Origin of the sequence: uncultured Ruminococcus sp., assembly GCF_946415235.1 — a bacterium.
In the GTDB taxonomy this organism is placed as follows: domain Bacteria; phylum Bacillota; class Clostridia; order Oscillospirales; family Ruminococcaceae; genus Ruminococcus.
The window spans coordinates 14,466-33,376 of the sequence record NZ_CAMKRR010000018.1; the positions used below are offsets into that span (position 1 = coordinate 14,466).

The window sequence follows — 18,911 nt, forward strand, 5'->3', positions numbered from 1 at the left end:
TATATACTAATTTTGACAATTAGTCAACACGAAAATATGAACATTGCACAGCGGGCAGAAACTCTGTTAATATCAACAATAGTATTAGCAAAAATTTGTTTACTAAGTCAAAATTAAAAATTATTTTTTTGCAATTAAACGTTTTTCCGTTTAATTACGCCCTGTTACAGCCCTCTTATGAGAGGTAAAAAAAGGACGGCAGGAGCCGTCCTTTAAGATGATATTATTTTTTGAGGAATTCCTCAAGGGTAAGCTTGCCGCCTGTTGATACATGAGCGTAGTAAGCACGTACCTTTGAAGCATCGACTGCGTCTATAAGACCGTCCTTGTTTACGTCGCAAACAGCCTTTTCCTCTTCCGTAGCAGTTCCGCCTGTTGAGAGCCTTGCGTATACAACGCTTATCTTTGAAGCATCAACTGCGTCAATAAGACCGTTTCCGTCAACGTCGCCCAGTGACTTCTTATTCTCTGACGAAGCTGCATTTACAGTCATATAAGGAGTGAAGTCCTTCTTTTCATATCCGCTGAATTCAGCACAGTCGGGGCCGTAGAATTTCAGATCATCGTATGAGACAATATATTCGCCTGCCTTGGGTTTATGAATACGGAAAATTATGGTATCCACGGTATTCTTTTCTTCAGAGACAGATCTTACCGCTATTTTGCCGTTCTCTCCGTTCACATCATAAATGTACTTGGCATCGTCTTTCTTGGTATATTCTGCTCCCAGGAATCCGACCTCCGAAACAGGTCTGCCGTTTACCAGCAATGTACCCTCAACGGCACTTACAGGCACTTCCGAGCTGTATTTCAATACAAATTCGCAATAATCATCATCCTCACTGCATGAAACAGCAGCCTGACTTATAGTCACCTTCTTGTCAATAGTTTTCGGGAGCTTTGTAAGTCCGATAAAGTACTCGCTGACATCCTCGCCCTTTTCAAGCTTGTCATAGTAATCATTCAGGAAAATACAGTCAACTACATTTACTTTTCCGTCACCGTTGACATCGCCCTTGCCTTCTTCGGGGTACTGTGTAACTCCGTCACCCGGCAGGATCATCCATTCCTCACCGCAGACATAGCCATTCATAGCCGAAACATCATGCATTGTTATCTTTCCGTCGCAGTTTATATCCGCATTTTTCATAAGCTGTTCATTCGTAAGAACAGGTGCTGCGGGAGCTGCATTGACAGTCAGATAAGGATCAAAGTCCTTCTTGATAAAGCCTCTGTACTCTGTACCGTCATTTCCGTAGAACTTAAGATCACCATAGGAAATAGAATATTCGCCTGCCTTGATACCATAAACTTGGAATATGATGCTGTCTTTAGCAGGGGAATTTCTTAAACTTGAATAGATCTGGAAGCGACCATTCTTAACATTTCCCCACATGGAGTACTTTTTAGTATCGTCATCTATCATATTGATACCTACCTCAGCAGGTGTTTTTCCGTTGAACAGCAGTGTACCTTCAATAGCAGAGATAGGTAACTCAGAGTTCATGTTCAATACAAATTCACAGTATTCATCATTCTCATTGCCCGAAGCAGCATTCTGACTTATCGTAACGCTCTTCTCCATGATCCTCGGCGCCTTTGAAAGGTTAATAAAGAAATCGCTTACATCTCCGCCTGTTGAAATATTTGCATGATACTCCGTTACAGCCATAGCATCGATGACGTTAACTTTTCCGTCTCCGTTAACATCACCCTTACCTTCAGGAAGTTCACTTTTACCGACTATTCCCGAAAGTATCTTGGAAGAATCTACAGCATCAATTTCTCCGTCATCATTCACATCCGCATTTTTCATAAGCTGTTCATTGACAGCAGCAGTTGTGGTTGTAGTGGTTTCATACGGGGATGGTGTTGTGATGGTGGAAGTTGCGGGAACAGCCACAGTCAGGTAAGGATCGAAGCCGTTCTTTTTATAGCCGCTGAATTCTGCGAAATCTGTGCCATAGAACTTAAGATCATCATAAGTAATGACATACTCTCCCGGCTGAGAAGGTGTGAAGCTGAATATGATACTGCCATTTTTATTTGTACCGTTATCGCTGCCATAAGCGCAGAATTTTCCGTTTACAACATTTATTGAACATTTGACCTTATTGTTTGAGGAAAAGATCCCCAATCTATATATACCTGCATCATAAGCAGTCTTTCCGTTGAATAATATCTGACCGCTTACAGCATTTACAGGCACATCAGCGCTGAATTCCAGCTTGATCGAGCTGTTCGGAGTATCTGTACCGACACTGACGGCTGTCTGGCTTATTGAAGCCTTCCTGTTTGTCTTTGTGGTACGCTTGAAGCATTCTGTCATGTCATAATAGCTGCCTCCGCCTGAGACCACGCGTCCGTAATACTCAAGGATACCGTATGCATCTCTGAAATCAGCGATCTCGTCACCGTTGACATCGCCCTTGCCTCCTGTAAACTCGTTCTTATCAGCAAGCATATTGTTCATTATCTTCAATGAATCAATATTGTCGATCTTACCGTCCTCATTGACATCTGCATTTTTCAGGATATCTTCATAGGGTAAAACAGGTCCTGTTGTAGTCGATGCATGATCAAAAAGAGTGGTCATGGTCGTCGTATTGGTCGAAACAGAAGCTGACGCTGCAGTAGTAGTTGTTGAAGCCGGCTTAGCCGTTGTGGTAGTTGATTTAGCTGTAGTAGTTGTTGACTGTGCTGTAGTAGTCGTGGTAGTTGGCTTAGCTGTTGTGGTCGTAGTAGTTGGCTTTGCCGTTGTAGTCGTAGTAGTTGGCTTGGCTGTTGTAGTCGTAGTAGTTGGCTTTGCTGTTGTGGTCGTAGTAGTTGGCTTTGCCATTGTAGTCGTAGTAGTTGGCTTGGCTGTTGTGGTCGTAGTAGTTGGCTTTGCTGTTGTGGTCGTAGTAGTTGGCTTTGCCGTTGTAGTTGTGGTCGTTGTTGTGGTTGTAGTTACATCAGAAGAACTGTCAAGAAGAACAAAGGGATGACCTTTATCCTCTGCATATTCCTGAGCCAAAGAATCAGCATAGCTCTTTATAGTTACTTCCTTTGGCATTAAAAGGTCTCCCTTGAAGACCATATTCGGATTTCTTACGATCAGCTCAGTAAGGGAATTACAGTTATATAAACTGTTTGTGCCCAGTGTTTTTACACTTGCGGGCAGATCAAATGATTTAATGCCTGTACTGCTGAACGCGCTGTCTCCGATGACCGAAACCGCGGCAGGTATCGTGACAGCTTCAAGAGCTGTACAGCCTCTGAAAGCGTAGCTTGAGATAGTTTTCAGCTTTTCTGACAGCCTTATCTCCGTAAGTGCATCACAGTTATAGAACACCTCTGTATTCAATGTTGCGATCTCGTCGCCCATAGTTACCTTTGTAAGCGAAGAACAGCTTTTGAATACACCGCTGCCAAGCACCTCAAGCTTGTCGGGGAGCTTTACTTCTGTAAGAGCACCGCAGCCTGAAAATGCATGATCCTGTATTTCAATTACATTTTCTCCTATAGAGACCTCCGCAAGCTTATCACAGTCGGCAAAAGAGTATTCGGGTATTGATTTCAGTCCTTTTCCGATCTCTGCACTTGCAAGGCTCGTGCAGTAAAAAAACGCACTGGTTCCCATTTCGACAACACTGTCAGGAATAACGATCTTTTTAAGACTTGAACAGTCTCTGAATGCATTGTTTGCTATTTTTTCCAGTTTATTAGGCAGTGTAATGTTACGCAGTGATTTACAGCCCCAAAATGTTTCACTGTTCAGCACGGTGATATTATCGCTCAGCTTTACAGTAACAAGAGACAAGCACTTGTTGAATGCATATGATCCCAAAACATTCACACTCTGAGGCAGAGTGAGCTCAGTAAGGGATGAACAGCAGCTGAATGCGCTATCGCCTATTTCAGCAACATTCTCGCCTAACGTAACATCAACGAGATTATTACAGTCAGCGAAAGCATACTCGTCGATCCTGACAACACCATTACCGATAACTGCCTCCGTAAGATTTGAGCATCCATTAAAAGCGCAGACGCCGATAGTTTTAACAGAATCAGGGATAGTAACAGTTGTCAGAACGCTGTTCGATCTGAAGGCAGAATTGCCGATAACAGTAACAGGCTGACCGCTTGCTTTATCAGGAACAGTAACGTCTTTTACAGTTGTTGCTTCAAACTTGATAAGTTCGGCATGATCGCTGTAGACCTGAAAAGTGAAATCGCCCTCGGTCACCTCGTCATAATCCGCTGCATTTGCTGTTATTACACTGCACTGAGCAGTAATGTTCATAAGAGGGACAGAACTGCATGACATAGTCAATGCAAGAACAGCAGCAATAAGCTTCTTTTTGTTCATATAATCATCCTCCGATATATAAAAATCTTATATAATTATATCACAGTCCGATCACAGTGTCAATAAAAATAGCGAATGTCCCCAAAAAATGGAGACATTCGCATAAAACATGAGCAATAAATGACAATTATGCTCTATTATTTTGTAGGATCAAGTGAAGTAATCTTCTTGAGCAGATACTGCTGGATGCGGAGAGCATCGTTTGATGTGATGCCTGCGCTTGAAAGATCAACGTCACCGTTCAGACGTCCCTGCTCGGTAATGTGATGTGAATCGGAACCGTTCGGGCCGTACTTGTTGGGAGCTGCAAGAGCCTGCATGATGATAACTGCATCTGACATATCAACAGCACCGTCGCAGTTTGCGTCACCATATACTAAAGTACCGGGTTTCTTTGTTGTTGTGGTCGTTGTAGTTGTGGACTTTGAAGTTGTAGTTGTAGCAGTTGTTGTTGTGGATGTGATAACAGGCGGCTTTTCACCCGAATTAGCATCGAGGTAGTTGAATCCGTTAGAATCAGCATACTTCTTGACATTGCCGTCACCCTCACCGAGGAGTGTAAAGCCTTCCTTTTCCTTGCCGCCGACATATCCGACAGATTTTCCTGCTACTGAAGGATTGCCGTAGATTGTGATAGAACCAAGGCTTGAGCAGTTTGTGAATGCATTGGAGCCGATCTTCTGGATCGGGTTGCTTGAAGAAGACTTCAGCACAGCTTCATTAAGAGCTGAACAGTTATTGAATGCGTTGGAACCAACATTTACTACCTCACCTGTTACGCTCTCAAGACTGATACAGTTATTGAATGCCTTCTGTCCGATATCGCAGGGAGCGCCGAATGCGATCTTCTTAACCGCTGTGCCCTCGAATGCGCTCGTTCCGATAGATGTGATCTTGGAGAAATCAAAGTTTGCAAACTTTGAGCAGTTCTGGAAGCAGTTATTGGGAACGCTTACAACGTCCTCACCCAGTGATACACTTGTAAGATTTGAACAGTTCTGGAACATGGAAGCAGTAAGTGCCTTTACTTCTGCTGAAGTAAGAGATGAGCAGCCTGCATACTGACCCGAACCCTTGAATACTGTGTTCTTATCAGATGAAGAATTTGTAAGAGCAGCACAGTTTGCAAATGCACCGCCGTTTATTTCTGCTGCTACAACAGCTGCTGTACCTTCAAGATTAGTTACCTGAGGAAGCTTTGAACAGCCTGAGAATGCATTATCATATATCTTATCAGCTGATGTTTTAAGACTTGCAAGCTCTGCACAGTTCTGGAACATAGCCTTTGTGATGATATTGCCGTCAAATACTGCTTCTTTAAGTACAGGACAATTTGCAAATATGTTTGAACCTACGGAGAACTTCTCAACGCCATCCGAGCCTATTTTTGCAGAACTGAGGAGTTCACAGTTTGAGAAAGCGTAATCGCCGATTACAACTGTACCGCCTTCCATTCCGTCGATATCGACCTTTGTAACCGCACTCTTATCAAATGCATAAGAACCGATAGTTGATATCACACCGTTAACTTCTATATTCAATGCAGAACAGTTCTGGAAGCACTTGCTGCCGTAGTCAGTTGCAGAGAGCTTGTTGCCGCTGTCAGAAATGCTCTTGAGTGATGAACAGTTTGCAAAACCGCTTGCCTCTATGATCTTCAATCCGCTGAAATTAAGCTTCGGAAGCTTTGTGCATCCGCTGAAGCAGTCCTTACCTATGATCTGAATTCCCGTAACATCTGCATTAACGCTTTCAAGTGCGCTGCATCCCGAGAAAAGGCCTGAACTGAGCTTGTTGTTGCCTGCGGTCTTTATGGTGATCTTCTTTGCAGCTGTACAGTCCTTGAATACATAACCGTGTGATGAATTTGTTAAGTCAGGAGAATTTTTAGGATCCTCATCTCCACCGTACTGGTTGGAAAGAAGAGTGATATCTGTTATGGCAGTACAGCCTTCAAGAGCGTTGTCTCCAACGATCTGGCACTCGCCTGCCTTGAATGAAGTCATGGATGTGCATCCCTTAAAAGCAGTCTTTCTGATCAGCTGGCTGCTCGGAATTGAAACAGAAACAACGCCTGTACAGCCTTCAAATCCGCTCTCCTCAACTTCTACTACATTAGGATAGCTTACCTTGGTGATCTTCGGGCAATTTTTAAATGCTTTAGCTTTGATTTTTACGATCTCAGGGCTCTCTGTTACAGCTTCTCCGCCGGGATTCTGGAAAGTAATTTTTGCAAGATTTACGTCATTCTCAAACATTGAAGGTGCAATTCTTGCAAGAGATCTTGGGATAACCACACTCTGGAGTGAAGTACAGTCAGCGAATACACCGCTTCCTATACCTGTACCTGTTGCTGCATCCTCTTTTTCCCAATCATGAACGGTTGCAGGTATACCTGATACCTCTACAAGAGATGTACAGCCCTGGAAGCATCCGCCTGCCAGTGACTCAACGCAGTCATTGAATTTGATCGACTTCAGTGATGTACAGCCATTAAAGCAGTTCTGGTCACAGCCATTCAGAATCTTACCGAATACAACGCTCTCAATGCCTGTACAGCCTTTAAATGCATTTTTTCCGAGATAATAAATATTATCCGCAACTACCACGCTCTTCATAGATGTACAGCCTGAGAAAGCATTATCTTCTACTCTGACGAGCGGCTTATAAGCTGATACATCTGACCATGAATTAAAGATAGGTGCAGCCAGAGGAGTATTTGAAAACGAATTCTTTCCAATGACCTCAATAAGCTCAGGATGTGCGAATGTTATTTTTGTAAGCTTTGTTGAATTACAGAAATTCTGCGGTATCTCAGTCATTTTATTATTTACTGTAAGGGTCTTGAGTCCGCTGCTGTCGAACGCATAGCTTCCAACAAATTCCACGCTGGCAGGAATAGTGATCTCTGTAATATACTGACACTTCTGGAATGCATTTGCACCAATATATACAACTCCTGTAAGATCAATTTCCTTCAGATATGAATCATAGAAAGCCTTGTCAGCAATAACTGTTGCGACATTTTTTGCAGGCTTCTGGCTATCCTCCAATTTAGCTGCAACTTCACTGTCGATCTCAATTTCTTCGCTCATATCAACTGTAATATTTGTATTCTTAACTTTTGTAAGACAAATCGTATATTCTCCGTTTATCTGAGCAATCTGATACGTATTGCCGTTAGTCTTATCTACCCATGATGTGTTTTTAACAAGGCTATACTTGCTTGATGCTTTAACAGTCTGAGCTTCTCCTGCTTCAGAGGTATCTGCTGTTGCAGCATCTGCTACGATAAGCTTGCTGTTCTCTGCATATTCAGGTGCAGCTGTTGTTGCATTGATGCCTCCTGCGATAAGAGAGAGGGCTAATAATGTGGATATTACTTTTTTCATGATTTTTTCCTTCCCCGGATAAACTCCGTATAAAAATATTAATTCCCAATATAAGAATCAAATCCTATATCACTGATTATTATATTACTTTACTACATATTATGTCAAGTAGAATAACCAAAATCGTCATTTTTTCGTATAAGAGATACTTACTTGATATGCAAATTGTATATTATCTACTATGGCTTCAGCTACAAAATGGAGAAAATGACAAATCGAATACAAAACGTAATATATACACTTGTGTATTAAATATGCATACGACATAATCTACAAATAGTTATCAAAAAGTCCCTCCGAATTATATCAGAGGGACTTTTAAGACAATTATATTATATATGCGAGGCATACCGCCGTCAGCGCGGACATCATGTGAAGTACTTCACGCCGCTCTCGAATATCTTCTGATCCTTTTCGCCCGCAACATTCTTGCAGATGTAGCTGCCCTTACGCTCGGAGTGTCCCATTTTACCGAATACACGTCCGTCGGGAGAAGTAATTCCCTCGATAGCCTCGATGGAAGTATTCGGATTGTAGCGGATATCCATAGTCGGGTTGCCGTTAAGGTCAACGTACTGAGTAGCTATCTGACCGTTGTTTGCAAGCTGCTGGATAAGGCTTGCGGGAGCTACGAAGCGTCCCTCACCGTGTGAGATAGCAACTGTATGTATATCGCCTACCTCGCAGCCATAGAGCCACGGGCTCTTGTTTGAAGCGATACGTGTATTGACCATCATGGACTGGTGACGGTTGATAGTATTGAATGTAAGCGTGGGAGCATCGTCTGCCATGTCGATTATCTCGCCGTATGGAACAAGTCCCAGCTTGATAAGTGCCTGGAAGCCGTTGCAGATACCCAGCATAAGTCCGTCGCGGTTCTTGAGGAGGTCATGAACAGCGTCCTTGATCTTCGGATTGCGGAAGAATGCCGTAATGAACTTACCGCTTCCCTCGGGCTCGTCACCGCCGCTGAAGCCGCCGGGGATCATGATTATCTCTGAGCGTCTTACCGCATTCTCGAAGTACCTTACGCTCTCCTCGATATCGCCTGCGGAAAGATTGCGGATAACTACCACCTCAGGCTTAGCGCCTGCCTTCTCGAAAGCTCTTGCAGTATCGTACTCGCAGTTTGTTCCGGGGAATACAGGGATAAGTACTCTCGGCTTTGCGATCTTTGCCGAAGCTGAAAGCTGTATGCGGTTAGGTGAAGAATAAGTCTGCGGAGTCGTATCCGTAGTCTTTATCCTGCACGGGAATACGGGTTCGAGCTTGCCCTCCCATATTCTCTGGAGGTTGTCAAGATTTACAGTATAGTCAAGGCAGAGTATCTTGTAATCGGAGATAGTCTTACCGATTACGTTCTCGCCGTCCTTAGCATCGCCCTTGAGCTCGATGATGAAAGCGCCGTAGCAGGGCTTGAAGAGCTCCCTGCCGCTGAGTCTTGCTGTGAACTCAAATCCCAGCTTGTTGCCGAAGCACATCTTTGCGATGCCCTCAGCAAATCCGCCGTAGCCGTTTGTCCATATTGCATTTGCGCGGTCATCGGCGATTATCTTCTCTACCTTGTCAAAGCAGGCCTTTATGCTGTCGAACTTGGGAAGTCCGTTTGCGTCATACTCCGGAACGATAGAGATAACCGTATTGCCTGCGCCCTTGAACTCTGTGGAAACTACCTTGTCTGCCATAGCAGTAGATACAGCAAAGGAAACAAGTGTAGGCGGAACATCTATATTCTCGAAGGTACCCGACATTGAGTCCTTGCCGCCGATAGCTCCGCAGCCCATTTCAAGCTGAGCTTTGAATGCGCCGAGAAGAGCAGCCATAGGTTTGCCCCAGCGTTTCGGGTCGTTCTGGGTTCTTTCAAAGTATTCCTGGAATGTGAGCCAGCACTTCTTATAGGTACCGCCTGCGGCAACTACCTTTGCGATAGACTCGATAACTGCCAGCATTGCACCGTGATAAGGCGACTTTTCGGATATATCGGGATTATAGCCCCAGCCCATGAGCGAGCAGGTATTCGTCTCGCCTGTGAGTACGGGTATCTTTGCAGCCATAGCCTGTGAAGGAGACATCTGATATACACCGCCGAAAGGCATAAGAACAGTTCCTGCACCGATAGTGGAGTCAAACTTCTCGATAAGTCCCTTCTGCGAGCACACATTGAGGTTGGACATGAGCTGAGTCCATGACTCTGCACTGTCTGCCGTATTTGTATCTGCAAGGAGCTCGGGAGCTTCAACTTCTATATCCGTATACTTGGGAGCACCGTTTGAGTTGAGGAACTCGCGTGAAAGGTCAACGATAGTGTTTCCGTTCCATATCATCTTAAGGCGGGGCTCGTCAACAACATCGGCAACGAGGGTAGCTTCAAGGTTCTCCTTTGCAGCCTCTTCCATGAATTTGTCAAGGTCCTCGGGAGCGATAACAACAGCCATTCTCTCCTGAGACTCGGAAATAGCTATCTCCGTGCCGTCAAGACCGTCGTACTTCTTCGGCACTGCATTGAGGTTGATAACAAGTCCGTCCGTGAGCTCGCCGATAGCAACTGATACACCGCCTGCACCGAAGTCGTTGCAGCGCTTTATCATCCTTGTTACCTCGGGATTGCGGAACAGTCTCTGGAGCTTTCTCTCCTCGGGAGGATTACCCTTCTGTACCTCTGCGCCGCAGTGCTCAAGAGACTCAAGAGTATGAGACTTTGACGAGCCTGTTGCGCCGCCGCAGCCGTCGCGTCCTGTCTTTCCGCCGAGGAGTATAACTATATCTCCCGCAACGGGACGCTCTCTGCGGATATTCTCAGCAGGAGCCGCACCAAGGACTGCGCCTATCTCCATACGCTTTGCCACATAGCCCGGGTGGTATACCTCGGCAACATGGCCTGTTGCAAGACCGATCTGGTTGCCGTATGAGCTGTAGCCGTTGGCAGCTCCGAGAGTTATCTTTCTCTGAGGGAGCTTGCCTGCGATAGTATCTTCAACAGGCACGAGAGGATTTGCCGCACCTGTAACACGCATTGCCTGATATACATATGAACGTCCCGAAAGCGGGTCTCTGATAGCGCCGCCGAGACAGGTAGCCGCACCGCCGAAGGGCTCGATCTCTGTGGGGTGGTTGTGGGTCTCGTTCTTGAACATGAGGATCCAGTCCTCTGTCTGTCCGTCGATATCCACCTTTATCTTTACGGAACAAGCATTTATCTCCTCGCTCTCGTCGAGGTCGGGGAGCTTTCCGTCAGCCTTCAGCTTCTTTGCCGCAAGAGTAGCAAGATCCATAAGGGTCATGGGCTTGTCCGTTCTACCCAGCTCCTTGCGGACATTGAGATACATATCGTATGTATCCTTTATATAAGGAGTATTTATCTTTACGTTTTCAACATTGGTAAGGAATGTGGTATGACGGCAGTGGTCAGACCAGTAGGTATCTATCATGCGTATTTCCGTGATAGTGGGGTTGCGCTTTTCCTCATTGCGGAAATAGTCCTGACAGAACTTTATATCGTCATAGTCCATGGCAAGGCCGAACTTGTCAACAAATGCATGAAGTCCGAATGCATTGAGATTTATGAAGCCCTCAAGCTCCTCAACAGTTGTGGGGATATCGTAATTTGTATCGAGGGTCTTTACAGTCTCCAGTGAAGCCTCTCGGCTCTCAACAGGGTTGATGATATATGCCTTGAGCTTTGCGAAATCTGCATCGCTGATGATGCCCGAGATTATGTATACTCTCGCATTTCTTACACGGCAGCGCTCTCCCTGACGGAGTATCTGTATACACTGCTCGCAGCTGTCGGCTCTCTGGTCGAACTGTCCCGGAAGGTACTCAACGGCAAATACTCTGTCTGTCTCGCTTACCTGCGGAAGCTCGTCATACACAACGTCAACGGCAGGCTCGGAGAAAACGGTATTCACAGCAGCCTTGAAATCCTCCTCGCTGAGCTTGTCTGCGTCGTATCTGTTGAGGATACGTACACCTGAGATATTTAGTCTGAGCGCGGTCTTGATATCGCTGAGCACAGACTGAGCCTCTACTGCAAATTCAGGCTTCTTTTCAACGTAAATTCTGAATACGGACATAATTCAGTCTCCCTTCAATTTAATGCGTAATGCATAATGCGTAATGCGTAATTATTGATATCGGCTTCACAGATATTATCTGAAAAAGAGTTCTTCAAATCAGTCGCCGCAAGGCGACACCACAATTACGAATTACGAATTACGAATTACGAATTGGATAAAGCATTAATAAGCGTCGGTGACAAGGCTGCCGAAGCAGCAGTCGTGACCATACTCTTCTATTATAACACTTCTTATCTGATTACGCAAACTTTTTTCGGGAAATTTCCGATAAATCTTTATTAATGTATAATCAGGTGCATATCCGTGATGAAATTCTGTAGAATTTTCACGCTCAAAGAGCACGGGAACAGTTCTTCCCACCAGCGAGCGCAGATAGCCCTCTCTTGTTTCCTCGGCGGCGGCGGTCATTTCCTGCCAGCGCTGAGACTTTACGCTGTCGGCGATCTGTCCGTCCATTTTATCCGCTTTTGTGCCGCTTCTGCGTGAAAACCTGAACACATGGACCTTTGAAAAGCCTGTCTTCTTCACGAAATCCACCGATTCCCTGTGATCCGCCTCAGTTTCCTGCGGAAATCCCACCATAACATCCGTAGTGAACGAACATTCGGGGAATATGCCGCGGATATGCTCCGTAAGGGCAAGATACTCCGCAGCGGTATACTTCCTGTTCATATTTCTCAGGGTTTTTTCGCAGCCGCTTTGCAGCGAAAGGTGGAACTGCGGACAGAACTGCGGCACGGCAGCAAGCCTTCTCAGGAGAGCTCCCGACATCATCTCGGGCTCAAGGGAGCCGAGCCTTATGCGCTCCACGCCCTTTGTGTTGGCGCACAGCTCCACAGCATCGGCAAGGTCTCGGTCAAATTCCCTGCCGTAAAAAGCAAGGTTTATGCCCGAAAGCACTATCTCCTTTACGCCCCCCGCAGCTATAGCCTTGACCTCATCATAGAGAAGGTCCATTGGCTTTGAGCGGCAGCGTCCGCGGGCAAAGGGTATCATGCAGTATGAGCAGAACTGGTTGCAGCCGTCCTGTATCTTAACAAAGGCACGGGTATTATTGTCGAATTTCGTACATCTCAGAGGTTCGAACACATCGTCCGCCGAATAATCCGAGATATTTACCACACGCGAGCGCTTTTCAAGGCAGGCTTTCACGAGTCCTACTATAGAGCTGCGGTCCTTTGTACCGATGATTATATCCGCCTCCGTGAGCTTTTCCGCTTCCTCGCGGTTAGCCTGAGGATAGCAGCCCGTAAGGGCTATGACAGCATCGGGCAGCGCTTTTCTCAGCTTCCGCAGCGCTGTAAGAGTGCGGCTGTCTCCCGAAGCTGTGACCGTACATGAATTTATCACCACCGCATCGGCTGAAAGAGCCTTTTCGGCAGCAGCAAAACCATTCTCGAGAAAGAGCGCTCTCATGCACTCGGTCTCGTACTGATTGACCTTACATCCGAAGGTCACAAACGCAATTTTATACATAAACCACCTTTTATATTCTATCAAATTGCATATTCCGATGTGAAATATGCACAATTTTCACTAATAAATATTATGCATTCTCAACAGTAAAATTAATAAAAAACTCATTCGCTGTGTCAATCAAATACACCATATTGACGAAAATACGAGGAACTGCTTGACACCGTGTAATATACGTGTTATTATATAGTTGCGGTAAAGGAAAAGGCCGCAAAAAAAGAAATAAACAAGAAAAAACACAGACATCTGAAAACAGGAGGTAAAGCATGACTAAAACAACTGTTAATCTTCAGGCAATCAATGACGTAAAGGATTTCGTCAATATCGTTATGAAGTACGACTTCGATATCGACCTCGTTTCCGGCAGATACGCAGTAGACGCAAAGTCTATCATGGGTATTTTCAGCCTCGACCTCTCTAAGCCCATCGAACTCAACGCGCACACAGATGATGCTGATAAGTTTCTTAAAGAGATCGACCGTTTCATTGTAAAGTAAATAATAGCAAAGCAAAAGGGATATGTTCCGAAAGGAATGTATCCCTTTTCTTTTTATCCATGCTCACTGTGAGACCTTAAGCTCTCTGTGGAAGGTATTTCCGTTTTCTGCGTTTATATATACCTCTGCTATCTTGTCATCCACAACGGGAACTATCCATGTGAGGATCGGTCCGCTGTATATAGCCAGCTTCGGCGCTGTCTCCTTCGAGACCTTATAATTGTCTGCCGCACACATAACAGCCGCCGCAGAGCTAACCTTTGGCTTTATGCTGAACTCCCACGTATCGGAATAGGTGCTGCTGATGATTATGGGCTTGTATCCGTCGGACTTGTCAACGGTAAGCTCGATATAGCTGCCGATTATCTCCATATCCTCGAAATACTGGTCAAATCTGTAATCGACCCTGTCACTGTAATCGGTAGTGCCGCCGAACCTCATCTCGCTGTACACATCATTGAAGCCCATTTCCCGCGAAAGTGACGCTATGAAGTCAAGCGCCGACTTTTCGTCCTTTATCGCTTCTTTCCCGAGAACCCCCTGTATAAGTCTGACAGCACCGCTGTCCTCATCGCGGGTGATAAACACGTTTTCCTCGCCCTTCAGGGGAGTTATCTCATCGAGAGATCTCTGTTCCACAGACCATGTTACAGGTCTGTCGTCTTTTTCGGTCTTATTTGTTTTCTTTTTTGCGGAGCATCCGCAAGACAAAAGCACACAGCAGCTCATAACTGCTGCTGCGGCCGCTCTCTTATCCATCATTTTCCCTCCGTCATATTATTGCCTGTCATAATAGCTCTTGCCGCCGTTGGGGCGAAAATACGTCCTGATATAGCCGTCCTTTGACAGTATGACGAACTCATTGGTGGCTTCGATATAGTATACTCCGTCGCCGTCCTCGGCTTCGGTCTTGTGCAGAGCCTCGGAATTGTTTACGACGTCGCTTGCACCCTTTTCGTATTCCTGAGCTGTTTTATAATCAAAATCGTCCTTGAACTCCGCTCCGTGCTTCTCAAAATGCTCGGTAAGGAGCTTTTTGCTTCTGAAATGGTACTCGGCATATGTACCGTCTTCGCTGTCAAAGGCGGAAGCTGCTGTCGTTTCCTCGGGAGCAGCCGAAGTTGTGGTCGTTTTTTTGCTGTTATTGTTCTTAGCTTTGGACGTGGTTGTCTTTTTGCCCTTATTGCTTTTTGCTGTAGTAGTCGTCGTCTTATTTTTTGCAGAAGTTGTTTTGCTGTTCTGAGTATTCTTTTCGGTCGTCTCTGCCGCAAAGGGGTTCTGTGTCGACCACTCGGCAATATCTATAGCCGCAGTAGTTACCGCTGCTTTCTCGGTCTGTGCGGGACTGTTATTATCCCTGCAGCCGCCGAACGTCAGTGCCGCAAGCACCGCAGCTGCCGAAAGCGCGGCGATTTTTCTGATATTTTTCATGCTCCGCCTCCTGAAAATCTTTTGTAACTTAATCTTTTGTAACTCCATTATACTGCATATCCCGCAAAATATCAAGTTACAAAACAGCAAAAATCCCGAGAACCGGAAAGCTCTCAGGATCTGCTGTTATCTGAGGAAATAATGCTCAATGCCCTAAAGCATGGACTTCTCTTAAATCGTATGTAACCACGAACGAATCGTCACCGCATTCATTGCAGAAGCTGCTGACGATACGATCAGCCACGAGGCGGCCGCCGTCCTCATCAGCGCCGATGAGCAGCACCATTATCCTGTCCTCGCTGCATACTGTGGCAAGGTCACCTCTGCGGAGACATTTGCGTATCTCTTCCGAAAGTATGCTCATCATCTGCTCCCACTTGTCATAGGAGCTCCTTCTGTGAGTACTCAGCTGGAATAAGAGTATCTGTGTTTGTTTCTGAGTGCGCTCGAGAAATCTGAGCACAAATCTGAATATATTCGTAAAATCCACCGAACGGACGCAGTAAGCGCCTGATTCGCCGTCCTTTATCTTAAGGAGGCTGTCTATGGTTATGGATCTGTGCAGGTCGTTATGCGGAACTACCGTTGCAAGGGATTTTGCTCTGCGCAGCAACAGCTGGCTGCATATTGGAGTCCTTATAACATCATCAAAGCCGAGAGCCATAAGTATCTCCTGATTTTCGCAGGTGCCCTCGGAAGTGAATGCAGCAATGGGTGTATTGCAATGCTTTGCAGAAGACCGTACATTCTCGATCACCGAGGCAACAGAACCGCTGCAATACGACTCCGACACGATTATGATATCACACTCGGGAAGTCCGTTCGCATCGGGAGCGATCACACACTCAAAGCATGAGCCGAGGTTTTTCTCCCAGTATTTAGTTTTTTTCGCACTGTCGATTATTCCTGCTTTCATTGCTTCACCACCGTTCAAGAAATATTCACAAGTGAATTATATCATATTCGGCAAGAAGTATCAATTATCGTTTCTTACAAATTTTCGATTATTTTTTTGGCAGTATTACCGCTTGACACAGCGAAAGCGGCTCTGCTGCGTTGAATGGCTCACACGCCTCACAATGCGTAAACTTGAATTTTATAGTTATATCATGCAATAAAAAAACAGTCATAAGGAAACTTTTAACATCCTTATGACTGTTTACTTGTTTTAACAATACAGCTTTTCAGCTGCTTTTCATTTACTTGATTATTCTTACTCTGATAACGCCGTCAACTGCGTTGATCTTGCCCTCTACCGTAGGAGGAACGTCACCGACAACATCGAGCATTGTGTAAGCAAAGTCCTTCTTTGAAGCATTTACCATGTTCTCGATATTGATGCCCTCGTTGCCCACTACTGTTGTGATGGAGGCGATAGTTGTAGGAACATTCTTGTGGATAATGCAGATCTTTGTACCTACAGCGTTCATTGCAGCATTTGGAAGATTTACGCTGTTCTTGATATTTCCGTTCTCGAGGTACTCGATAAGCTCCTCAGCAGCCATAACTGCACAGTTGTCCTCGCTCTCGGGAGTTGAAGCACCGAGGTGAGGGAGAACGATAACATCGTCAACGCCGAGTACTGTATCATCGGCAAAGTCTGTAACGTACTTAGCCACCTTGCCGTCAGCGATAGCCTTTACTACTGCCTCGCTGTTGATGAGCTCGCCTCTTGCGAGGTTGATAAGACGAACGCCGTCCTTCATCATAGCGATCTGCTCAGCGTCGATAGTGTTCTTTGTCTGAGGAGTGTAAGGCATATGTATAGTGATATAATCACTGTTTGTATAGATATCGTTGATATCTGTAACGATCTTTACGGAAGGCTCAAGGTGAAGAGCAGCACCTACAGAGAGGTACGGATCGTAACCGATGACCTTCATGCCGAGAGACTCGGCTGCGTTTGCGATCTTGCCGCCGATAGCGCCGAGACCGATGATACCGAGAGTCTTGCCTGCGATCTCGGGACCTGCGAACTTGGACTTGCCGCCCTCAACTGTCTTGGGAGCATCGGGTGTGCCCTTGAGTGAAGCTGCCCATGAAGCTGCCTCAACGATCTTTCTTGAAGCAAGGAGGAGAGCGCAGATAGCCAGCTCCTTAACAGCGTTTGAGTTAGCGCCGGGAGTGTTGAATACGCAGATACCCTCCTGAGCGCAGCGCTCTACAGGGATATTGTTAACACCTGCACCTGCACGAGCGATAGCAAGGAGATTGTCTCCAAACTGCATATCGTGCATCTTTGCGGAACGTACCATGATAGCGTCAGGATTAGCGCAATCCTCGGATACTGAGTACTTGCTCTTGTCAAAAACGTCTGTACCGATAGCTGAGATCTTGTTTAATGTCTGGATCTTGTACATTTCAGTAAACCTCTTTCTGTTTATTTTTGAAATGCATAATTAAGAATTCATAATTCATAATTGCTGAACTCGCTGCGCTCGGTATATCAAGTATAGCGCTTCTCTGTAATTATGCATTATGCATTATGCATTATGAATTATTACGAGTTTTCTTCTTCAAACTTCTTCATGAAAGCAACGAGCTTCTCAACGCCCTCGATAGGCATTGCATTGTAGATGGAAGCTCTCATGCCGCCGACAGTTCTGTGACCCTTGAGGTTCTCGAAGCCTGCTGCCTTTGACTCTGCAACGAACTTCTTGTCGAGCTCCTCATTGCCTGTGATGAAAGGAACATTCATGAGTGAGCGGTCCTTCTTCTCAACAGTGCCCTTGAACATCTTGCTGCTGTCGAGGAAATCGTAAAGGATCTGAGCCTTCTTCTCGTTATGCTTCTTCATAGCCTCGAGGCCGCCCATCTTCTTGATCCACTTGAATACCTTGCCGCATACGTAGATACCGTAGCAGGGAGGAGTATTGTAAAGTGACTCGTTGTCAGCCTGTATCTTCCAGTCCATCATAGTAGGAGTGCACTTGAGTGCGGGACCGTCAGCGATAAGATCCTCACGAACAATGATGATCTGAACGCCCGAAGGACCAACATTCTTCTGAACGCCGCCGTAGATAACGCCGTACTTTGTAACGTCAACAGGCTCTGAGAGGAAGCATGAGCTTACGTCAGCAACAAGCTCGTGACCCTTTGTGTTCGGGAGCTCCCAGAACTTTGTACCGTAAATGGTATTGTTCTCGCATATGTAAACATAATCGACATCATCGGGGATATCGAGATCTGAGCAGTCGGGGATATAAGAGAATGTCTTGTCAGCAGATGAAGCCACTCTAACTACTTCGCCGTACTTCTCAGCTTCCTGAGCAGCCTTCTTAGCCCACTGACCTGTGATGATGTAAGCAGCCTTGCCCTTCTTCATAAGGTTCATAGGAACACCTGCGAATACCAGTGAAGCGCCGCCCTGTACGAAGATCACCTTGTAATTGTCGGGGATATTCATAAGGTCGCGGAGATCCTTCTCGGCTTCCTTGATTATCTCGTCATAAACCTTTGAACGGTGAGACATCTCCATTACGGACATACCGCATCCCTTGTAATCCATCATTTCCTCTGCACATTCCTTGAGAACTTCCTCGGGAAGAACTGCGGGACCTGCGCTGAAGTTATAAACTCTGCCCATATTAAAAAACCTCCAAATTGATATGTATATAAGTAGTATTTGCAATACAATATAAATTATACTCCTTTAATTAAAATAAGTCAATATAAAAAAACGATTTTT

The 18,911-nt window shown here is 45.5% G+C and carries 10 protein-coding genes; 1 reads left to right on the forward strand and 9 read right to left on the reverse strand.

Annotated elements, in window-relative coordinates; all coding sequences use genetic code 11:
* Nucleotides 1–223: 223 nt before the first annotated feature.
* The 4 genes from Q0R37_RS05960 to mtaB form a co-directional block, all read right to left on the reverse strand.
* Complete coding sequence (locus Q0R37_RS05960; protein ID WP_294752420.1) at nt 224–4,351, reverse strand: leucine-rich repeat protein; 4,128 nt, start codon at nt 4,349–4,351, stop codon at nt 224–226.
* Between the two features lie 137 nt (nt 4,352–4,488).
* Nucleotides 4,489–7,743 (reverse strand): leucine-rich repeat protein, encoded by a 3,255-nt coding sequence (locus Q0R37_RS05965; protein ID WP_294752422.1) that lies wholly within the window; start codon nt 7,741–7,743, stop codon nt 4,489–4,491.
* A 368-nt stretch (nt 7,744–8,111) separates the two neighbouring features.
* Nucleotides 8,112–11,816, reverse strand: a complete 3,705-nt coding sequence (locus Q0R37_RS05970) for a phosphoribosylformylglycinamidine synthase (protein ID WP_294752424.1) — start codon at nt 11,814–11,816, stop codon at nt 8,112–8,114.
* Between the two features lie 165 nt (nt 11,817–11,981).
* Entirely contained in the window at nt 11,982–13,295 is a 1,314-nt protein-coding gene (gene mtaB, locus Q0R37_RS05975; RefSeq protein WP_294752425.1) for a tRNA (N(6)-L-threonylcarbamoyladenosine(37)-C(2))-methylthiotransferase MtaB, read from the reverse strand.
* A 266-nt stretch (nt 13,296–13,561) separates the two neighbouring features.
* On the opposite strand from mtaB, the gene Q0R37_RS05980 reads away from it, so the two are divergent.
* Nucleotides 13,562–13,792 carry an HPr family phosphocarrier protein gene (locus Q0R37_RS05980; RefSeq protein WP_294752427.1) on the forward strand — a complete coding sequence of 77 codons (231 nt, stop codon included), beginning with the start codon at nt 13,562–13,564 and terminating at the stop codon, nt 13,790–13,792.
* A 63-nt stretch (nt 13,793–13,855) separates the two neighbouring features.
* Here Q0R37_RS05980 and Q0R37_RS05985 read toward each other — a convergent pair whose 3' ends face one another.
* The 5 genes from Q0R37_RS05985 to serC form a co-directional block, all read right to left on the reverse strand.
* The gene (locus Q0R37_RS05985) at nt 13,856–14,551 is read right to left on the reverse strand and encodes a hypothetical protein (RefSeq protein ID WP_294752428.1); all 696 of its coding nucleotides are present in this window, start codon (nt 14,549–14,551) and stop codon (nt 13,856–13,858) included.
* 18 nt (nt 14,552–14,569) lie between these two features.
* Nucleotides 14,570–15,223: a hypothetical protein gene (locus tag Q0R37_RS05990; RefSeq protein WP_294752430.1), complete on the reverse strand. Its 654-nt coding sequence runs from the start codon at nt 15,221–15,223 to the stop codon at nt 14,570–14,572.
* Nucleotides 15,224–15,368: 145 nt separating this feature from the next.
* Nucleotides 15,369–16,139: a hypothetical protein gene (locus Q0R37_RS05995; RefSeq protein WP_294752432.1), complete on the reverse strand. Its 771-nt coding sequence runs from the start codon at nt 16,137–16,139 to the stop codon at nt 15,369–15,371.
* Nucleotides 16,140–16,422: 283 nt separating this feature from the next.
* Nucleotides 16,423–17,583 (reverse strand): phosphoglycerate dehydrogenase, encoded by a 1,161-nt coding sequence (locus Q0R37_RS06000; RefSeq protein ID WP_294752434.1) that lies wholly within the window; start codon nt 17,581–17,583, stop codon nt 16,423–16,425.
* Between the two features lie 140 nt (nt 17,584–17,723).
* Nucleotides 17,724–18,809 carry a 3-phosphoserine/phosphohydroxythreonine transaminase gene (gene serC, locus Q0R37_RS06005; protein WP_294752436.1) on the reverse strand — a complete coding sequence of 362 codons (1,086 nt, stop codon included), beginning with the start codon at nt 18,807–18,809 and terminating at the stop codon, nt 17,724–17,726.
* Between the last annotated feature and the right edge of the window lie 102 nt (nt 18,810–18,911).